Genomic DNA, 16,522 nt, shown 5'->3' on the forward strand with positions numbered 1-16,522 from the left:
GGCGCGTTGCACCCGGCATGGCATCGACCGAGTTCGACCCCCGCAGCCTGATCGCCACCAGCCGCATCGGCGTCCTCGCGACCATCCGCGCCAGCGGGATGCCGCAGCTCTCGCCGGTCACCACGGTGTACGACCCGCAGGGTGACCGGATCCTGGTGTCCATGACCGCCGGTCGCGCGAAGGAGGCGAATCTGCGGCGCGATCCCCGCGGGGCGATCGAATTCACCAGCGCCGACGGCTACACCTGGGCCACCGGAGAGGGAACGGCCACGCTCATCGGCCCGTCCACCGACCCCGACGGTCCCGAGGTGGACGCCCTGGTCGACTACTACCGCAGCGGGGCCGGCGAACACCCCGACTGGCGCGAGTACCGCGAAGTGATGGTTTCCGACCGTCGCGTGCTGCTGGTCCTGCAGATCACCCACGCCTACGGCGCCACGCTGCGCTGAGCGCGCCTGCAGGTCCGTGCCGGTCAGGCGGCCCCGAACCGCGCCACCGCCTCGACCGCCGAAACCCGGCCGGCCGTCACCAGATCCAGGTTCGCCAGCGATGCGGCGTGCGTCGCGGGGTCGGCGGCGGCCACGCAGTCCTCGACCACATGCACCACGAGTCCCAGGTCGGTGGCGTGCCGCGCGGTCTGCTCCACGGTGAGGTTGGTGGCCACACCGGTCAGATGCAGCGTGTCGATCCCGTGCTCCGCCAGCCATTCCGTCGCCGGACCGGCGAGCCCCGACAGCCGCTGGTTGTCGTAGACCGCGGTCGGCTGGTCGCGCATGACGGCGATGATCTGCGCCCCGTCCGCATCGGGACGGAAGGACTCCTGCGCGTCCCCCACCGCCTGCATAAACCCGGTGTTGCGTACCAGGTCGCCCTCGCCCTCGGGCACGGTGAAGCGGGTGAAGATCACCGGCACGCCCGCCGCGAGCGCCGCATCGTGGAAGGCCGCGGCCCGGTCCACGACGCCCGATTCCGCGACCGGCCCCGCCAGCATCGGGCCGAAGAAGCCCTCCGGTTCGATCACGTTGATCTGCCAGTGCAGGGCGAGGACGGCGGCGGTCATGCCTCGATCATGCCCGCCGGGCTCACCGTGCGGCCAGGAACTCCGCGACGTCGCCCGACCACCGGGCCGCCTCGTCCGGGGTGAAGATGTGGCCGGCACCCGGGTACTCGATCACCCGTGAACCCGCGATCGCGCCGAACTCGCGGCTGATCTCCGGCGGCACCAACCGATCACCGCCGCCCACCACCGCCAGGGTCGGGACGCGGATTCCGGACAGCAGCCCCGTCACATCCACCCGGCCGACGAGCTCCATGTGATCGGGCATGCCGGGCGGGATCGTCGCACCGATCCCGGCACGGGCGATCTGTTCGTCCTCGTCCGTCAGTGCCCGCAGGCCGGCATCCGAGGACACGGCCGTGAGCACCAGTGCCGCGAGTGCGTCCGTCGCACCCGCGGCCGCCAGGGCGCGGAAGGCGCCGCTCGTGGCGCGCACCCGCACGTCCGCGCGCGCCAGGCCCACGGTGAGCACCAGCGCCGAGACGTGCTCCGGATGACGCAGGGCCGCGGTCACGGCAACCGCGGCACCGAGCGAGATCCCGACGACGGGGAATCGCTCGGCGCCCCGCTCGACCGCGGCCGCTACGACGGTGTCCGCGAGCTGCTCGAGCTCGAGCGGGGCCGCGGCGCGCGGGGTGCCACCGGCCCCGGGCCAGTACGGGCCCACGAACCGATGCCCGCCGGCGGTGTCCATGAGCGGACCGAAGTTCTCGACCACACCCCCGCCCGCGCCGTGCGCCAGCGCGACGACGGGGCCCGTGCCCCGATCGACCACGTGCGAACCGGTCTCGGTGAGGATCTGCGCTGCCTGTTCGGAATACATGCATGCAGTGTCGGGGTTGACGCCGGTGTGAAGGTCAAGGACGAATTGCTCATCGGCGAGTTGTCACAGGTCACGGGAGCGAGCGCCCGATCGCTGCGGTACTACGAGGAGAAGGGCCTGCTCGCGTCGCGCCGGACCGCGGCAGGTTACCGGGTCTACGACCGCGACGCCGCTACCCAGGTGCGTCGCATCCGCGGACTGCTGGACGCCGGATTCGACTCGGCCGCCATCGCCGTCGTCCTGCCGTGCGTCCGCGAGGACCACGTCACCGTGGACCTGTGTCCCGCCGTCGAGGCCACGATGCGAGCGACCCTGGCCCGCATCGACGCCGAGTTCGAGGATCTCGCACGGCGGCGCCGGGAAGTGGGAGCGCTCCTCAGCTCGCCGGTTGGCGACTGAGCAGGTAATCGCCGCCGAATGCCACGGCGACCCCGGGGAGCACGTTGATCAGCAGGATCGGGAACTCCTCGCTGAAGGAGTAGCCGTGGCTCATCCCCACCGCCATGTTGATCGCCATCGCGACGGTCCAGACCACGGTGAAGGCGATCGCGGCGCGACGGGTGCCGATCGAATCGACCTTCCGGCCCACCGCCAGGAAGACGAGGGCCAGCACGATGCCGATCGAGACGATGATGACGGTGCGCATGCGGGTCCTCCGGAACTCATCCGCCGTTGCGGCTGCAACGGATCAGAAGGACATCATAGGTCGCCGCACAGCCGGGCGTACGCCGTAGCGGCCGTGTCGACCACCGGTGCATCGGGCCTGGCGGGTCGGTCCACCATCACGACGTCGATTCCCCGATCGCGGGCCGCCGCGAGCTTCGCCGAGACCAGCTCGCCGCCGCTGTTCTTCGTGACCAGCACGTCGATCCCGTTGTCCCGGAGTAGTGCGCGCTCGTCCTCGAATGCGTAGGGCCCCCGGCTGCGGAGCAGCTCGTGCCGTCGCGGCAGGGGGCCCGACGGGGCGTCCACGACCCGGATCAGGAACCGCCACGCGTCGAGCGCGGCGAACTCGTGCGCGTCCTGGCGGCCCGTGGTGAGGAACGCGGTGCCGCCCGGCCGATTCGCGAGCGCAGCGGCCGCGGCCGCCACCGTCGGCACGCAGGTCCAGCGGTCGCCCGCCTGCGGCGCCCACGGGGGACGGACCACCGCGAGCAGCGGCGTGCCCGTGCGCTCGGCCGCCGCAGCGGCGTGGGCGGAGATCCGCGCCGCGAACGGGTGCGTCGCATCCACGAGCACATCCACGCCCGCGAGGTAGGCCGAGAGGCCGTCGACTCCGCCGAAGCCGCCGATCCTCGTCTCGCCCACAGGCAGCCTCGGATTCGCGACCCGGCCGGCCAGCGAGCTCACCACCGCGAACCGCTCGTCGCGCTCGAGGAGGCCGGCCAACTCGCGGGCCTCCGCGGTGCCGCCCAGGATCAGCACGCGGGTCGGCTCGGCCATCAGTGGCTCGCCCCTGGCGCGCGCAACCGGGCGGCCGAGTACAGGTAGCTGTCCTCGAAGGTCTCGGCCTCGAGCACCCTGCCCACGAAGATCACCGCGGTCTTGGTGATCCCCGATGCGGACAGCCGCTGGGGCAGATCGGCGAGCCGGCACCGCACGATCTGCTGCTCGGGCCGGCTGGCGAAGGCCACCACCGCCACCGGACAGTCCGCGCCGTAGTGCGGCAGCAGCTCGGCGGTCAGCTCGGGTCCGCGGTGCGCCGCGAGATGCAGCGCGAGCGTGACCCCGGAGGCGGCGAGCGAGGCGAGGTCCTCCCCCGGTGGCATGTCGGTCGAGAGCGTGGACACCCGGGTGATCAGCACCGACTGCCCCACTCCGGGCACCGTGAGCTCGCGGTGCAGCGCCGCCGACGCCGCGGCGAATGCGGGCACCCCCGGAATCACCTCGTAGGGAACGCCCGCCGCGTCGAGGCGCTTCGCCTGTTCGGTGAAGGCCGAGTACAGAGACATGTCGCCCGAATGCAGTCGGGCCACATCGCGACCCGCTCCATGGGCGCCCACGATCTCGGAGATGATGTCGTCCAGCGGCATCCGCGCCGTGTTCACCAATCGGGCACCGGGCGGGCAGCGGTCCAGCATCTCCTGCGGGACCAGGGAGCCCGCGTAGAGGCACACCTCGCACCGGGCCAGGAGCTCCGCGCCGCGCAGCGTCAGCAGATCCGGAGCCCCGGGGCCCGCGCCGATGAAGTAGACGGTCACGCTTCCTCTTTCACATAGATCCACTGCACCACGGGACGCCGGGGTTCCCATGCGGTGCCCGCACCCAGCGGTCGTTGATCGGCCACCGTGTACGACCGGAGGATGCCGCCGAATCGGTCGCGCAACCGCGCGCACAGGGCCTGCCCCTCGACGGTGACGGTGTTCGCCACCAGCCTTCCGCCGGGCCGGAGTACGCCGACGGAGGCCGCCGCCAGCGTCTCCGTCAGCCCGCCGCCGACGAAGATCGCGTCGGGCTCGGGCAGATCGGTGGACAGCGCCGCCGAATCCGCCACCACCACTTCGTTCCGGACGCCCGCGCGGGCCGCGTTACGGGCCACCCGCTCCGCACGATCCGGCCGCTGCTCCACCGCCGCCACCGAGCCGCCACCGGCCAGGGCCCAGCTGATACCGACGGACCCGGATCCCGCCCCGAAGTCCCAGATCCACCCGTCGGACGGGACCAGGGCGGCCACCGTGAACGCGCGGATATCGGCCTTGGTGATCTGGCCGTCGTGCTCGAACTCGAAAGGCGGCGCGGCGGAGTCCGGTTCGATCGCGATCACGTTCAGGTCGTCGACCTGCGCGTCGCGGCGCCACGGCGACACCCGCTCGCGCGGTCCCCCCAGCTGCTCCAGGACGGTGAGCCGGGCCTGCAGCCCCGCGTCGGCGAGCAGATCCGCCACCAGCTCCGGCGTCCGGCCCGATTCGCTGAGCACGATCACCCGGCGTCCGGTCCGCGCGGCTCGGACGATCGGCGCTAGATCGCGGGCCACCGCGGAGACCACGGTGACGTCCTCGGCCGGCCAGCACAATCGCGCGCAGGCCAGCGCGAACGAGGAGAAGTGCGGCAGCACCCGCAGTGTCAGATCCGGCCGGTGCCGGGTGAGCGTGGCCCCGATTCCGTAGAACAGCGGATCACCGCTGGCCAGCACGTGCTGGCCCGGCTGCACCGCGTCGAGGCCGGGCAGCAGCGGGGACGGCCACGGCCGCCGCTGCGCCGTGACCGTCGGCGGGAGGTACTCCAATTGGCGTGGGGCGCCGTGGATCACAGTGGCGTCCTCCAGCTCCCGGCGCGCACCGTCGGTGAGTCCGGACCAGCCGTCGGCGCCGATGCCGACCACCACCACCGTCATCGCGGCATCCGGCGCCACACCGCCTGGGGCAGGTACCGCAGCCCCGCGTAGAGCGGGCGCAGTACCGGCGGAATCCAGACCGTGCGCCGCCCGTGACGCAGCGCGGCGACGGTGGCGTCGGCGACCTGGGGCGCGGTGCGGCTGAACGGTGCGGGCTTCACCCCCGAGGCCATCAGATCCCGTGTCATCGCGCCGATGATGAAACCCGGCCGGGCGAGCAGAACCTGGATACCCGAACCGTGCAGGGAGTCGGTGAAGCCCTGCACGAAGCCGTCGAGCCCGGCCTTGGTGCTGCCGTACACGTAGTTGGCCTTGCGCACGCGGACCCCGGCCACGGACGAGAAGGCGACGATGGCGCCCCGGCGCCCCGCGCGATCGTCCTGCACCCGCATCAGGTTCGCCAGCCCCAGCAGGATCGAGACCTGCGCCACGTAGTCGGTCTGCGCGATCTGCACCGCGTGCGTGGGATCCGCCTCCGCCCGAGCCTGATCACCCAGGATGCCGAAGGCGACGATCGCCACCCCGATCCGGCCGAACCGGTCCGCCACCTCGTCGAGGAAGCGGCCGTGAAGGTCGGTGCGGTCCGCGTCGAATTCGATCGGGAACACGCCCGTGGCGCCCGCGTGCCGCAGCAGCGCGATCTGCTCGTCCAGATGCTCCGAGCGGCGCGCCGCGAGCACCACGTCCCGACCGGGCGCGATGCGTCGCGCCACCTCCAGGCCCACCTCGCTGCGCCCGCCGAGCAGCAGCACCGCACCGTCGGGCAATCCTTGCCGAGTCACCGCTCCAGACTAGGCCCCGGCTACGGTGGCAGGCGTGACCCACCTCAACGCGGAAGCGACGACCTTCGTCACCGAGCGGCACCTCGCCACCCTGAGCACCCTCCGGGCGGACGGGACGCCGCACACCGTCGCGATCGCCTTCACCTACGACCCCGAGGCCGGGATCGTGCGGGTGATCACCTCCGGCGGCAGCCAGAAGGCCCGCAATGCGGAGCGCGGCGGGTACGCGGCGGTGACTCAGGTGGACGGTGGCCGATGGATCACCCTGGAGGGGCCCGCTCGCGTGTTCACCGACCGCGAGCACGTCGGCGAGGCCGAGCGCAGGTACGCACTGCGGTACCGCGTTCCTCGCGAGAACCCCGCGCGCGTGGTGATCGAGATCGACGTGCAGCGGACGATGGGCTCACCCACCCTGCGTGGCGAACGCTGACCGGAGATCCGGCGCCCGCCGTGTGAGTAGGCTCACCGCCTGCCGCGCTGCGACCCGGCAGGCTCACTATTAGCGTTTCACCATGGCAGAGAACACTTTTGCAGTTGTGATCCCGGCCTACAACGAGGACGAGATCATCGGTGAGTGCTTGCGCAGGCTCCTCGATGAGGGCGACGACATCGACGAGATCATCGTGGTCGACAACAACTCCAGCGACCGCACGGCCGATATTGTTCGCGACGTCGCTGCGGCCCACCCGTCGGTGCGGATGGTGAGCGAACCCCGCCAAGGCCTCGTGTACGCACGCAACACCGGGCTGGACGCGGCGACCTCCGCGGTGATCGCCAGGATCGACGCAGATACCGTAGTCGCACCGGGGTGGGCCCGCCGACTCCGGACCTTCTTCGACACCCCGGACGGACAGCGGTTCGACGTGGTCTCCACCCTCGGGGAATTTCGCGGCCTACCCGGTCGCCGATTCCAGGCAGCGCTGAACAAGTGGAACGATCCGTTCGGCCGCAACACCGGCCGGGCGCAAAGCGTGAGCTACTGCTTCGGACCGAGCATGGCGTTCCGGGCCGAGACCTGGCGACGGATCCGCACCCGCGTCGCGATGCGGCGCGATGTCTTCGAAGACGTCGACATCGCTCTCTGCGTGGAGGAGACCGGCGGGCGGTGCGCGCTGATCCGCGATGTGATCGTCGAGGTCTCGCCCCGCCGCTTCTACACCGGCGTGGCCAGCTACTCCGCCTACGCCGCGTACCTGCCCCGGACCTTCTGGTTGCACGGACGCCGGAGTACCGCCCTATGGCTCACCGCGGCCCTGCCGCTCACGATCGGTTTCCACGCCGGCCGGCTCGCGGTGCTCCGCGGTATCGGCGAGCCCGGGGACGGGTTCTCGATCCGCGGGATGTTCCGCGCCGCCGGACCGGAGCGGGTGCGACCGTGAGGACCCCGCCGCCGGCGATCCTCGGTGCGATCCTGCCGGTGCTGGCCTATTTCGGGGCCACCCGACTGGGCGGCACGTCCCAGTTGACCGGTGTGGTGCTGGGGATCATCACCGGGCTGGTGATCGTGATCTGGCGGATGCTCGCCACCCGTCAGGTGGGGCAGTTGGAGCTGTTCACTACCGCGATCCTCGCCGTCTCGCTCATCCCTTCGCTGGTGACGGGTGAACCGCGGATCGCCCTGGCCGCGCAATCGGTGGACGGGTTCTTCGCGGCCGGGTACTTCCTGGTGTCCTCCTACACCCGGAACCCTCTGGTCTCCACCATCATCGGACCGCTGTACGTCCGGTTCCTCCGGGTGCAGCAGGAGACCTGGGACCGGTGCTTGGACCAGTCCACCCGCTTCCGGTCCCGGATCCGCCTGATGAGCCTGGTGTGTGCCGCGACAGCGGTCACGGGCTCCCTCGCTGGCCTGTACCTCGCCCTGCACTACCCGATCGACACGGTGGTCCTGGTGGGCCCGTTCATCGGACTCGTCCTGGTGCCACTCGCGCTGCTGATCATCAAGGCGGCCGACAGCCCGATCCGCTCCGAGCTCCGATCGCTCGCAGGCGGCAGCTGACCGGGCACTACCGGGACGGCACGCTGCCGTCCATGTCCTCCAGCGATTTGCCCCGCGTTTCGGGGACGAATCGGTACACGAAGAACAGCGACAGCAGCGCGAACAGCGCGTAGAGGCCGTAGGCGAGCGTCAGGTTGCCCTCCATCTTGGGGAAGGTGACGGTGATGGCCCAGTTCGCGGCCCACTGCGCGGCCGCCGCCAGCGACAGGGCCGCGCCGCGGATCCGGTTGGGGAACATCTCCCCCAGCAGCACCCACACCACCGGGCCCCAGCTGACGCCGAAGAAGATCACGAAGAGGTTGGCCGCGATCAGGGCGATCACGCCGACCGCGCCGCTCAGGGACGGAGCGCCGTCGGTGATCACCGCAGTGCTGAAACAGACCGCCATCGTGGCCAGCGAGACCGCCATACCGATCGAACCGATCAGCAGCAGCGGGCGGCGGCCGATCCGGTCGACCAACATGATCGCCACGATGGTCACCAGCACGTTCACGATCGAGGTGAAGACGCTGATGATGTTGGACTGGGATTCCTTGAAGCCCACCGCCTGCCAGAGCATGTTGGAGTAGTAGAAGATCACGTTGATGCCCACGGCCTGCTGGAAGATCGACAGCAGCAGACCCACCCAGACGATGGGGTAGACCCCGCCGCCCGGCTTGATCAGGTCGCGCCAAGAATGCTTCTGCTCGCCGGCGAGGCTCTGCTCGATCCGGCTGACCGTGATGTCGAGGTTCTTCTCCCCCAACAGCATCGAGAGCACCTTGCGGGCCTCGGGAATCCGGTGCTGGGAGACCAGGTAGCGCGGCGACTCGGGGATCATCGTGGACGCCGCGCCGTACACGATCGCCGGCACCGCCATCACCAGGAACATCCACCGCCACGCCTCGAGTCCGAACCACAGATCGTTCGAGGCGCCGCCGGCCAGCGAGGCCAGGAGCCAGTCGATCAGCAGGGACAGGAAGATGCCGAGCACGATGGCCATCTGCTGCAGCGAGCCGAGCCGGCCACGGATCCGGGCCGGTGACACTTCAGCGATGTATGCGGGCGCGATCACCGAAGCCACGCCCACGCCGATGCCGCCGACGATCCGGAAGAAGATCAGCACCCACAGGTCGTACGCGAAGGCGCAGCCTATCGCGCTGGCGAGGAACAGCACCGCCGCGATCTGCATCACCCGCAGCCGGCCGATCCGGTCCGCGATGCGGCCCGCCGTCATGGCACCGGCCGCAGCACCCAGCAGTGCCGAGGCGACAGCGAACCCCAGCGTGTAGCCGTGGATGTCGAAGTAGCCCTCGATGGCCTTGGTGGCACCGTTGATGACGGCGCTGTCGTAGCCGAAGAGCAGGCCGCCCATCGCCGCGACCACGGCGATCTGAATGACTCGGCCGCTGTTGCCGTCACCCTCCTCGTAGATCGACGATCCGTCGGGCGTGGCTCCGCCGCCGTGGGTCATACGGGATCCTCCTGTGTGGAATGTGCCCCTGCCCCGGAGGTGTCCGGGCCTAGAGGACCGTGAGACCGTGCGGCCGGTTGTTCACCGGCTCGCATCCGTCCTCGGTGACGATCACGATATCTTCGATCCGTGCTCCCCACGAGCCGCTGAAGTAAATGCCCGGTTCGATCGAGAAGGCCATGCCCGGTTCGACCGAAAGGTCGTTTCCCGCGACCACATACGGCTCCTCGTGCACCGACAGACCGATGCCGTGTCCGGTTCGGTGGACGAAGTACTCGCCGAGGCCGGCGGCGGCCAGAACGTCGCGGCCCGCCGCGTCGATCGACTCCGCGCTCACGCCCGGGCGGACCGCGGCGACCGACGCCGCCTGCGCCCGCTCGAGCACGGCGTACTGCTGGGCGACTTCGGCCGCGGGCTCTCCCATCGAGTAGGTGCGGGTGGAATCGGAGTTGTATCCGGACGGCAACGGCCCGCCGATATCGACCACCACGACATCGCCCGCTTCGATCACCCGGTCCGACACCTCGTGATGCGGGTCGGCGCCGTGCGGGCCCGAACCGACGATCACGAAGGCGGCCACGGTGTGGCCCTCCTCGACGATCGCGGCGGAGATGTCGTCGGCCACCTCACGTTCGGTGCGGCCCACTCGGAGGATCTCGGGGACCCGGGCGTGCACCCGGTCGATGGCGGCGCCGGCGGCGCGCAGCTCGTCGATCTCCGCCCGGTCCTTGATCATTCGCAGTCGGCGCAGGATCGCCGTGGCCAATTCGGCGGTGAGCCCGCGGTCCAGGAGCGGGATCAGGTGCAGCGCCGGCACGGCATCGGCCACCGCCACCCGCGATGCGCCCGCCAACCCGTCGACCACCAGCGTGTACGGGTCCTCACCGTCCACCCAATCGGCCACGGTCACAGCGACGCCCGCATCGGCGAGCCCGGGCACAGCCGAATCCTTGAGGATGGCCAGTTCGAGGCGCGGTACCACCAGCGTGAAGCCCTCGGCGGTGACCACCAGTGCGGTGAGTCGCTCGAAGGATTCGCTCACCACCCCGGTGAGGTAGGCGAGATCGGGGCCGGGGGTGATCACGAGCGGGGTCCCCGCTGCGGTGCTCAGTTGCTGGGCCCGAGTGAGACGGTTCGCGTACACGGAGGCGGGGAATGCGGTCATGGCCTCCATACTGTCACTGCCCCGGCGACCTCCGCGCCGGGCCTGTCCGGCCCGTCGGTGTGTCACGATGACTCCCGTGACGAACGACGCCGCCCATGCCCGCCCGCTGATGCTCCTGGATTCCGCGGGTCTGTGGTTCCGCGCCTACTACGCGATCCCGGACAAGGTGAAGGCCTCCGACGGCCGTTCGGTGAATGCCCTGCGCGGCTTCCTGGACATGACCTCCCAGCTGATCGCCACACACCGTCCGGGGCGGCTGGTGGCGTGCCTCGATCTGGACTGGCGGCCGGCCTTCCGGGTCGATCTGCTCCCCACCTACAAGACCCACCGGGTAGCCGAGGACGCCGAGGACGGCGCCGAGGAGGTGCCCGACACGCTGTCACCGCAGGTGGACATGATCCTCGAGGTGCTCGACGCGGTGGGGATCGCCACCGGCGGAGCCGAGGGGCTGGAGGCCGACGACGTCCTCGGCACCCTGGCCGCCCAGGAGGAACGCGATCCCGTGATCGTGGTCTCGGGAGACCGGGATCTGCTGCAGGTGGCCGACGATGCGCCGCCGCCGGTGAAGTGCCTCTACATCGGGCGCGGCATTGCTAAGGCGGAGATGTTCGGTCCGGCCGAGGTCGCCGAGAAGTACGGGCTGCCGCCGGAACGGGCCGGCGAGGCCTACGCCGAACTCGCCCTGCTCCGCGGAGACCCGTCCGACGGCCTGCCCGGTGTCCCCGGCATCGGTGAGAAGACCGCGTCGAAGTTCTTGCTGCAGTACGGATCCCTCGCCGCGATCCGGGAGGCCGCGGCGCAGACGCCGTCGCCCCTTCCCGCCCGCGCAGCCGCGTCGATCAACGCCTCGTCGGACTACCTGGATGCCGCGTGGGACGTGGTGTGGGTGCGCCGGGACGCCGCCGTCGAGATGTCCGGGCCCGATCCGCTTCCCGCAGAACCGCGTGATCCGCAGCGCCTGGCCGAGTTGGCCGAGGAGCTGCGGATCGGTGCGCAGGTCGACAGGCTGCTGGCCGCGCTGCGCGACTGAGCCCGAGAGGCGTCAGTTCGGGGCGCCCACCTGGTACTTGCCGTCGCTGTCGAGAACCTTGACGTCCACGGTGCGCTGCTTACCGCTGATGGTGGCATCGCACTGGAAGGTGCTGCCCGCCTCCACCTTGACGCCGTCGGTGTTGCACTTGACGTCCTTGGTGTCGGACTCGTTGTAGTTCTCCTTCAACACCTTGGTGACCCCCTCGTTCACCGCGGCGTTGTCGAACTTCTTGCCGAAGAAGGCGCCCGTGAGGTAACCCACGAGAACCACGATCAGAACGATCACGATCACGGCACCCGCGCCGATACCGATGATCAGGCCGTTCTTCGACTTCTTCGGGGCACCCGGCTGCCCGGGAACGCCCTGACCGGCGTACTGCGGGGCGAACTGCCCGTACTGCTGGCCCGGCTGCCCCGGCTGCGGACCGGGATACCCGCCGAACTGGCCGGGCTGCTGGCCCGGAGCGGGCTGTCCCTGGGGGAAGGGCTGCCCCGGCTGACCCTGCCACTGGCCGCCGCCGAACTGCGGCGCGACCTGGGTCTGGTCTCCGGTGGGAGCGCCGTACGGCTGACCGGGCTGTTGTCCCCCGAACTGCGGCGCGATCTGCGTCGGCTCGGCTCCCTGCGGCGGCTGACCGGGCTGTTGTCCCGGCTGGCCGGGCTGTTGCCAGCCCTGCTGCGCCCACTGGTTCGGATCCTGCGGGTTGCTCATAGGTTCACTCCTCCCCGGTCGCCGGACGAGGCCCGGCGACGTACGCGTGTGGATTCAAGGTACCGGATCAGGCACCGGATTCAGCGACGACGCCGCGGCGAATCGCAGCGATCGCCGCGGTCGCGACGGCGGCCAGTCCGGGCCGGGTCGCGAGCGAGGTCTGACGGATCTGGTCGAGCAGGTCGATCACCTGCCGGCACCACCGCACGAAGTCGCCGGCGGGCAGTGGCTGACCCCGCTCACCTGCGGCGATCAGCGTGGCTGCCAGGGTTCCCCCGCTCGACCACTGGTACATCGGGGCCACGAAACCCACATCGGGTTCGCGGCTCGGCTCGAGGCGGTGCCGGGCCTCGGCGGCGATGATGTCCGTCCACCGGTCGGCGACATCGCGCACCGCGGACCGCACGCCGCCGGGGATCTTCTCCCCGGTGAGGATCGATCCGCCCCGATCTCCGCGGGATTCGAAGACCATCGCGGAGACGACCGCGGCCAGCTCGGCGGGAGCCAGGCCGTCGAAGACGCCGTCCTCGATGCACTCGCACACCAGGAGATCGGACTCGCTGTACACCCGTGCCAGGCGATGCCCGGCTTCGGTGAGCACCACCTCGTCGTCGACCGTCTCCAGGTAGCCGCGGTCGTCGAGCAGGGCAACGATCCGCTCGAAGGTCACCGCCAATGACGACGTGGTCGCGCGCACGGTGGCCGCGGAGGCCGTGGTCTCCCGTTCGAGCCGCGCGTAGCGCTCCGCCAGCCGGTCGAGTTCGGGTGCGCGCTGGCCGGTGTGGGCGGGGTGCGCCCGCATCCGCGCGCGCAGGTCGGCGAGCTCACCGTCGTTGGCGGCCGGACGCGGCGCCTTCGCCTGTTGGCGCGGCGCCGAGATGCCGCTGTTGCGCAGGGTGGATGCGAGATCGCGTTTGCCGCGACCGGACCGGTAGTCGGCGTTCTTCGGCACGCGCAGGGTGCCCAGCACGGCCACGTCGCCCACGAAATCGGACGTGCCCACCCGGCCCGACCAGCCGCTCTCGGTGATCACCACCGGCTTCGGCTCGCGTCGATCGCCGGAGGGTTCCACCACCAGGGCCAGGCCGCGCCGCTTACCGCCGGTCACGGCGATCACATCGCCGCGGCGCAGTTCGCCCAGCGCAGTGGCGGCGCCGTCGCGGCGGTCGCTGAGGTGTTGCCGGCGCAGCGAGCGCTCGCGGGCGCGGACGGCCTCGCGCAGCCGCACGTACTCGAGGTAGTCGGCGCCGCCCGCGGCGTCGGTGATCTGGGTGCGGAGCTGATCGAGTTCCTTCTCACCGCGCTGCACGCGCTTGGCGAGGCCGACCACGGACCGGTCGGCCTGGAACTGGGCGAAGCTGGCTTCGAGCAGTTTCTGGGCCCCGGCACGCCCAAGGCGGTCGACGAGGTTGATCGACATGTTGTACCCGGGGGTGAACGAGCTGACCAGCGGGAAGGTGCGCGCGCCGGCGAGGCCGGCCACCTCCTGCGGGCGCACGCCGGTCTGCCAGAGCACCACCGCGTGCCCCTCGACGTCGATACCGCGCCGCCCGGCGCGGCCGGTCAGCTGCGTGTACTCCCCCGGTGTGAGCTCGTTGTGGGTCTCGCCGTTGAACTTCACCAGCCGTTCGAGGACCACGGTGCGGGCGGGCATGTTGATACCCAGCGCCAGGGTCTCGGTCGCGAAGACCGCGCGCACCAGACCCTTGACGAACAGCTCCTCCACCGCGTGCCGGAAGGCCGGCAGCATGCCCGCGTGATGCGCGGCGAACCCCCGGGTGAGGGCGGCCCGCCACTCCTCGAATCCCAGCAGTTCGAGGTCGGCCGGCGAGAACTCGGCCACGTGCTTGTCGATGATGGCGCCGATCTCCTCGGCCTGCTCCTGCGTGGTGAGCACCACCGGTGACCGCAGGCACTGGGTGAGCGCCTGCTCGCACCCCGCCCGGGAGAAGACGAAGGTGATCGCGGGGAGCAGTCCCTCGGCGTCCAGCAGTGCGATCACATCGGGACGCGGGATGGGGCGCCGCGTCTGGTGTGAGCGGCCCCGTCCGGCACGCCGGCCGGTACGGCTGACGATGCCGGGGTCGTGGCTGCGGTCGAGGGCCTCGCGCTGCTTCACGTAACGCACCAGGTCGGCGTCGAGGACGAGCGCGTTCTTGCCGCCGGACTCCTGCGCGGCGCGGATCGCATTGGTGTCGAACAGATCGAAGAGCCGGCGGCCCACCAACATGTGCTGCCACAGCGGCACGGGACGCTTCTCGTCGACGATCACGGTGGTATCGCCGCGGACCTCGGTGATCCACGCACCGAACTCCTCGGCGTTGGAGACCGTGGCCGAAAGACTCACGAGCCGCACATCACCGGGAAGGTGCAGGATCACCTCCTCCCAGACCGCGCCGCGGAACCGGTCGGCGAGGTAGTGCACCTCGTCCATCACCACGTGGCTCAGCGCGTCCAACGTGGGTGAATCCGCGTACAGCATGTTGCGCAGCACCTCGGTGGTCATCACGACCACGGGCGCGTGCGAGTTGATCGACGTATCGCCGGTGAGCAGGCCCACCTTGTCGGCGCCGTAGCGGGCCACCAATTCCGCGTACTTCTGGTTCGACAGCGCCTTGATCGGCGTGGTGTAGAAGCACTTCGTCCCGCCCGCGAGGGCCAGATGCACGGCGAACTCGCCGACCACCGTCTTACCCGCGCCGGTGGGCGCGCACACCAGCACACCGTGTCCGGCCTCGAGCGCGGTGCAGCCGTCGCGCTGGAACGGATCCAGGGTGAAATCGAGGCGTTCGGCGAACAGCTCCAGCTCAGAGGACGTCATCGAGCCCCGAACGCGGGATCGAGGTCTGCATCAGCTTCTCGGGTGCGGCGATCGCGGATGCTCCCACCGTTCCGCTGGCCGACGGTGCGCCGGACGCCCCGATCGGCTGCGGTGCGGCCGGCGTCGGCGAGGCGCTCTCGTCGTCGATGTCGCCGTCCCACCCGTCCGTGTTCTTCTGCTTGCGGCTCTTGAGCTTGTCGTGGAACCGGCACCACTGGATGGACAGTTCGAGCAGCACCGCCAGCGCGGCGCCCAGAGCGAGCATCGACAGCGGGTCCTGCGCCGGCGTGATCACGGCCGCGAAGATGAACATCGACATCAGCAGGCCGCGGCGCCACTTCTTCAGCTTCGCGTACGGCAGGATTCCCACCAGGTTGAGCATCACGATCAGCAGCGGCATCTCGAAACTGACGCCGAAGATGATGAGCGCGTTCAGGACGAACGAGAAGTACTGATCACCCTGCAGCGCCGTGATCTGGACATCGCTACCGATCTTGAGCAGGAACTCGAAGGCGTGCGCCACCAGGAAGTACGCGAGGGCGGCGCCGGCGATGAACAGCGTGGCGCCCACGGCCACGAAGCCCACGGCGTAGCGCTTCTCGCTGCGGTGCAGCGCGGGCACGATGAAGGCCCACAGTTGGTACAGCCAGAACGGGGCCGCCAGGATCACGCCAACGGTGATCGCGACCTTCAAGCGCAGCGCGATCTGGTCGAACGCGCCGGTGGCGAGCAGGCGGCAATCCTCGCTACCGAGGTTCGCGCGGTACTGCGAGGGCACCTCGCAGTACGGGCCGCGGAGGATCTCGCCCGTCGACGGCAGTCCGAACATGGGGTTGGTGTACCAGAAGAAGCCGATCACCGAGGTCACGGTGATCGCGAGGAGCGCCAGGAGCATGCGGGTCCGGAGCTCGTACAGGTGCTCCACGATCGACATGGTGCCGTCGGGATTGACGACGGCGCGGCGCCGCCGCGGATCGAACGGAATCTTCACGGGGTGCTTTCCGGGGCCGTTCCGCCCCGTCAGGCCGACTTGCGGTCGGCCTCCTGCGGATCGACGGTCTGCACGTCGATCGGCTTGTCGGTGACCTGGGGTGCCGACTGCTGCGCCCTATCGGCGTCGGCCTTCGTGCCCTCGGTCTTCATCTCGTCCATCTCGCTCTTGAAGATGCGCATCGAGCGGCCGAGGCCACGCGCGGCATCCGGCAGCTTCTTGCCGCCGAACATGATGAGGAGGACGACGGCGATGATGACCCACGCCCAGGGATGTGCCCAGAAGTTCACGATCTCTCCTTGCTCGCGCGCAATTCTCTTCTTCCAGCGTACCGGACACCGCGCGGTACTCCC

At 70.2% G+C, this 16,522-nt stretch carries 19 protein-coding genes; 6 read left to right on the forward strand and 13 right to left on the reverse strand.

The window, feature by feature from the left end; translation table 11 throughout:
* Positions 1-17 precede the first annotated feature (17 nt).
* The gene (locus tag ABD108_RS10035) at positions 18-449 is read left to right on the forward strand and encodes a PPOX class F420-dependent oxidoreductase (protein ID WP_343930181.1); all 432 of its coding nucleotides are present in this window, start codon (positions 18-20) and stop codon (positions 447-449) included.
* A 23-nt stretch (positions 450-472) separates the two neighbouring features.
* Here ABD108_RS10035 and ABD108_RS10040 read toward each other — a convergent pair whose 3' ends face one another.
* Both ABD108_RS10040 and ABD108_RS10045 read right to left on the reverse strand, forming a co-directional pair.
* Complete coding sequence (locus ABD108_RS10040; RefSeq protein WP_343930182.1) at positions 473-1,060, reverse strand: isochorismatase family protein; 588 nt, start codon at positions 1,058-1,060, stop codon at positions 473-475.
* 22 nt (positions 1,061-1,082) lie between these two features.
* Positions 1,083-1,880, reverse strand: coding sequence for an alpha/beta fold hydrolase (locus tag ABD108_RS10045; protein WP_343930183.1), 798 nt, complete (start codon positions 1,878-1,880; stop codon positions 1,083-1,085).
* A gap of 27 nt (positions 1,881-1,907) precedes the next feature.
* On the opposite strand from ABD108_RS10045, the gene ABD108_RS10050 reads away from it, so the two are divergent.
* Complete coding sequence (locus tag ABD108_RS10050; protein ID WP_220658797.1) at positions 1,908-2,279, forward strand: MerR family transcriptional regulator; 372 nt, start codon at positions 1,908-1,910, stop codon at positions 2,277-2,279.
* Here the strand turns inward: ABD108_RS10050 and ABD108_RS10055 are convergent.
* Genes ABD108_RS10055 through ABD108_RS10075 form a run of 5 tightly spaced genes read right to left on the reverse strand, consistent with a single transcriptional unit; the run spans position 2,257 to position 5,996 of the window.
* Positions 2,257-2,526: a hypothetical protein gene (locus tag ABD108_RS10055; RefSeq protein ID WP_220658798.1), complete on the reverse strand. Its 270-nt coding sequence runs from the start codon at positions 2,524-2,526 to the stop codon at positions 2,257-2,259. The genes ABD108_RS10050 and ABD108_RS10055 overlap by 23 nt on opposite strands.
* Positions 2,527-2,579: 53 nt before the next feature.
* On the reverse strand, positions 2,580-3,323 hold the full coding sequence (locus ABD108_RS10060) for a cobalt-precorrin-6A reductase (protein WP_343930184.1): 744 nt from the start codon (positions 3,321-3,323) through the stop codon (positions 2,580-2,582).
* Positions 3,323-4,081, reverse strand: coding sequence for a precorrin-4 C(11)-methyltransferase (cobM, locus tag ABD108_RS10065; RefSeq protein ID WP_220658805.1), 759 nt, complete (start codon positions 4,079-4,081; stop codon positions 3,323-3,325). The genes ABD108_RS10060 and cobM overlap by 1 nt, the downstream gene beginning before the upstream one ends.
* Entirely contained in the window at positions 4,078-5,214 is a 1,137-nt protein-coding gene (gene cbiE, locus ABD108_RS10070) for a precorrin-6y C5,15-methyltransferase (decarboxylating) subunit CbiE (protein WP_343930185.1), read from the reverse strand. The genes cobM and cbiE overlap by 4 nt, the downstream gene beginning before the upstream one ends.
* Positions 5,211-5,996: an SDR family NAD(P)-dependent oxidoreductase gene (locus tag ABD108_RS10075; RefSeq protein ID WP_343930186.1), complete on the reverse strand. Its 786-nt coding sequence runs from the start codon at positions 5,994-5,996 to the stop codon at positions 5,211-5,213. Before ABD108_RS10075 ends, cbiE begins: the two co-directional genes overlap by 4 nt.
* Positions 5,997-6,021: 25 nt before the next feature.
* Between ABD108_RS10075 and ABD108_RS10080 the strand changes: the two genes are divergently transcribed.
* The 3 genes from ABD108_RS10080 (at position 6,022) to ABD108_RS10090 (ending at position 7,995) form a co-directional block, all read left to right on the forward strand.
* Entirely contained in the window at positions 6,022-6,426 is a 405-nt protein-coding gene (locus ABD108_RS10080; RefSeq protein ID WP_343930187.1) for a pyridoxamine 5'-phosphate oxidase family protein, read from the forward strand.
* 82 nt (positions 6,427-6,508) lie between these two features.
* Positions 6,509-7,375: a glycosyltransferase family 2 protein gene (locus ABD108_RS10085; RefSeq protein ID WP_343930188.1), complete on the forward strand. Its 867-nt coding sequence runs from the start codon at positions 6,509-6,511 to the stop codon at positions 7,373-7,375.
* The gene (locus ABD108_RS10090) at positions 7,372-7,995 is read left to right on the forward strand and encodes a VC0807 family protein (protein ID WP_343930189.1); all 624 of its coding nucleotides are present in this window, start codon (positions 7,372-7,374) and stop codon (positions 7,993-7,995) included. The genes ABD108_RS10085 and ABD108_RS10090 overlap by 4 nt, the downstream gene beginning before the upstream one ends.
* 7 nt (positions 7,996-8,002) lie before the next feature.
* Here the strand turns inward: ABD108_RS10090 and ABD108_RS10095 are convergent, their stop codons facing one another.
* The gene (locus tag ABD108_RS10095) at positions 8,003-9,448 is read right to left on the reverse strand and encodes a sugar porter family MFS transporter (protein WP_220658808.1); all 1,446 of its coding nucleotides are present in this window, start codon (positions 9,446-9,448) and stop codon (positions 8,003-8,005) included.
* Positions 9,449-9,497: 49 nt separating this feature from the next.
* Positions 9,498-10,613: a M24 family metallopeptidase gene (locus ABD108_RS10100; RefSeq protein ID WP_343930190.1), complete on the reverse strand. Its 1,116-nt coding sequence runs from the start codon at positions 10,611-10,613 to the stop codon at positions 9,498-9,500.
* Positions 10,614-10,680: 67 nt separating this feature from the next.
* Here ABD108_RS10100 and ABD108_RS10105 point away from each other — a divergent pair, with 67 nt between their 5' ends.
* Positions 10,681-11,643, forward strand: coding sequence for a 5'-3' exonuclease (locus tag ABD108_RS10105; protein WP_343930191.1), 963 nt, complete (start codon positions 10,681-10,683; stop codon positions 11,641-11,643).
* Between the two features lie 12 nt (positions 11,644-11,655).
* Here the strand turns inward: ABD108_RS10105 and ABD108_RS10110 are convergent, their stop codons facing one another.
* The 4 genes from ABD108_RS10110 to tatA form a co-directional block, all read right to left on the reverse strand.
* Positions 11,656-12,357: a DUF4333 domain-containing protein gene (locus ABD108_RS10110; RefSeq protein WP_220658811.1), complete on the reverse strand. Its 702-nt coding sequence runs from the start codon at positions 12,355-12,357 to the stop codon at positions 11,656-11,658.
* 67 nt (positions 12,358-12,424) lie between these two features.
* The gene (locus tag ABD108_RS10115; protein WP_220658812.1) at positions 12,425-15,178 is read right to left on the reverse strand and encodes a DEAD/DEAH box helicase; all 2,754 of its coding nucleotides are present in this window, start codon (positions 15,176-15,178) and stop codon (positions 12,425-12,427) included.
* On the reverse strand, positions 15,165-16,169 hold the full coding sequence (gene tatC / locus ABD108_RS10120; RefSeq protein WP_343930192.1) for a twin-arginine translocase subunit TatC: 1,005 nt from the start codon (positions 16,167-16,169) through the stop codon (positions 15,165-15,167). The genes ABD108_RS10115 and tatC overlap by 14 nt, the downstream gene beginning before the upstream one ends.
* A 29-nt stretch (positions 16,170-16,198) precedes the next feature.
* The gene (gene tatA, locus ABD108_RS10125) at positions 16,199-16,459 is read right to left on the reverse strand and encodes a Sec-independent protein translocase subunit TatA (RefSeq protein ID WP_343930193.1); all 261 of its coding nucleotides are present in this window, start codon (positions 16,457-16,459) and stop codon (positions 16,199-16,201) included.
* Positions 16,460-16,522: the final 63 nt, after the last annotated feature.

This window comes from Tsukamurella strandjordii, from assembly GCF_039525985.1.
Lineage (GTDB): Bacteria > Actinomycetota > Actinomycetes > Mycobacteriales > Mycobacteriaceae > Tsukamurella > Tsukamurella strandjordii.

Coding starts and splice junctions, on each gene's coding strand:
- ABD108_RS10035 (WP_343930181.1), top strand. CDS start 18: ATGGCATCGACCGAGTTCGACCCCCGCAGCCTGATCGCCACCAGCCGC.
- ABD108_RS10040 (WP_343930182.1), bottom strand. CDS start 1,060: ATGACCGCCGCCGTCCTCGCCCTGCACTGGCAGATCAACGTGATCGAA.
- ABD108_RS10045 (WP_343930183.1), bottom strand. CDS start 1,880: ATGTATTCCGAACAGGCAGCGCAGATCCTCACCGAGACCGGTTCGCAC.
- ABD108_RS10055 (WP_220658798.1), bottom strand. CDS start 2,526: ATGCGCACCGTCATCATCGTCTCGATCGGCATCGTGCTGGCCCTCGTC.
- ABD108_RS10060 (WP_343930184.1), bottom strand. CDS start 3,323: ATGGCCGAGCCGACCCGCGTGCTGATCCTGGGCGGCACCGCGGAGGCC.
- cbiE (WP_343930185.1), bottom strand. CDS start 5,214: ATGACGGTGGTGGTGGTCGGCATCGGCGCCGACGGCTGGTCCGGACTC.
- ABD108_RS10085 (WP_343930188.1), top strand. CDS start 6,509: ATGGCAGAGAACACTTTTGCAGTTGTGATCCCGGCCTACAACGAGGAC.
- ABD108_RS10095 (WP_220658808.1), bottom strand. CDS start 9,448: ATGACCCACGGCGGCGGAGCCACGCCCGACGGATCGTCGATCTACGAG.
- ABD108_RS10100 (WP_343930190.1), bottom strand. CDS start 10,613: ATGACCGCATTCCCCGCCTCCGTGTACGCGAACCGTCTCACTCGGGCC.
- ABD108_RS10105 (WP_343930191.1), top strand. CDS start 10,681: ATGACTCCCGTGACGAACGACGCCGCCCATGCCCGCCCGCTGATGCTC.
- ABD108_RS10110 (WP_220658811.1), bottom strand. CDS start 12,357: ATGAGCAACCCGCAGGATCCGAACCAGTGGGCGCAGCAGGGCTGGCAA.
- ABD108_RS10115 (WP_220658812.1), bottom strand. CDS start 15,178: ATGACGTCCTCTGAGCTGGAGCTGTTCGCCGAACGCCTCGATTTCACC.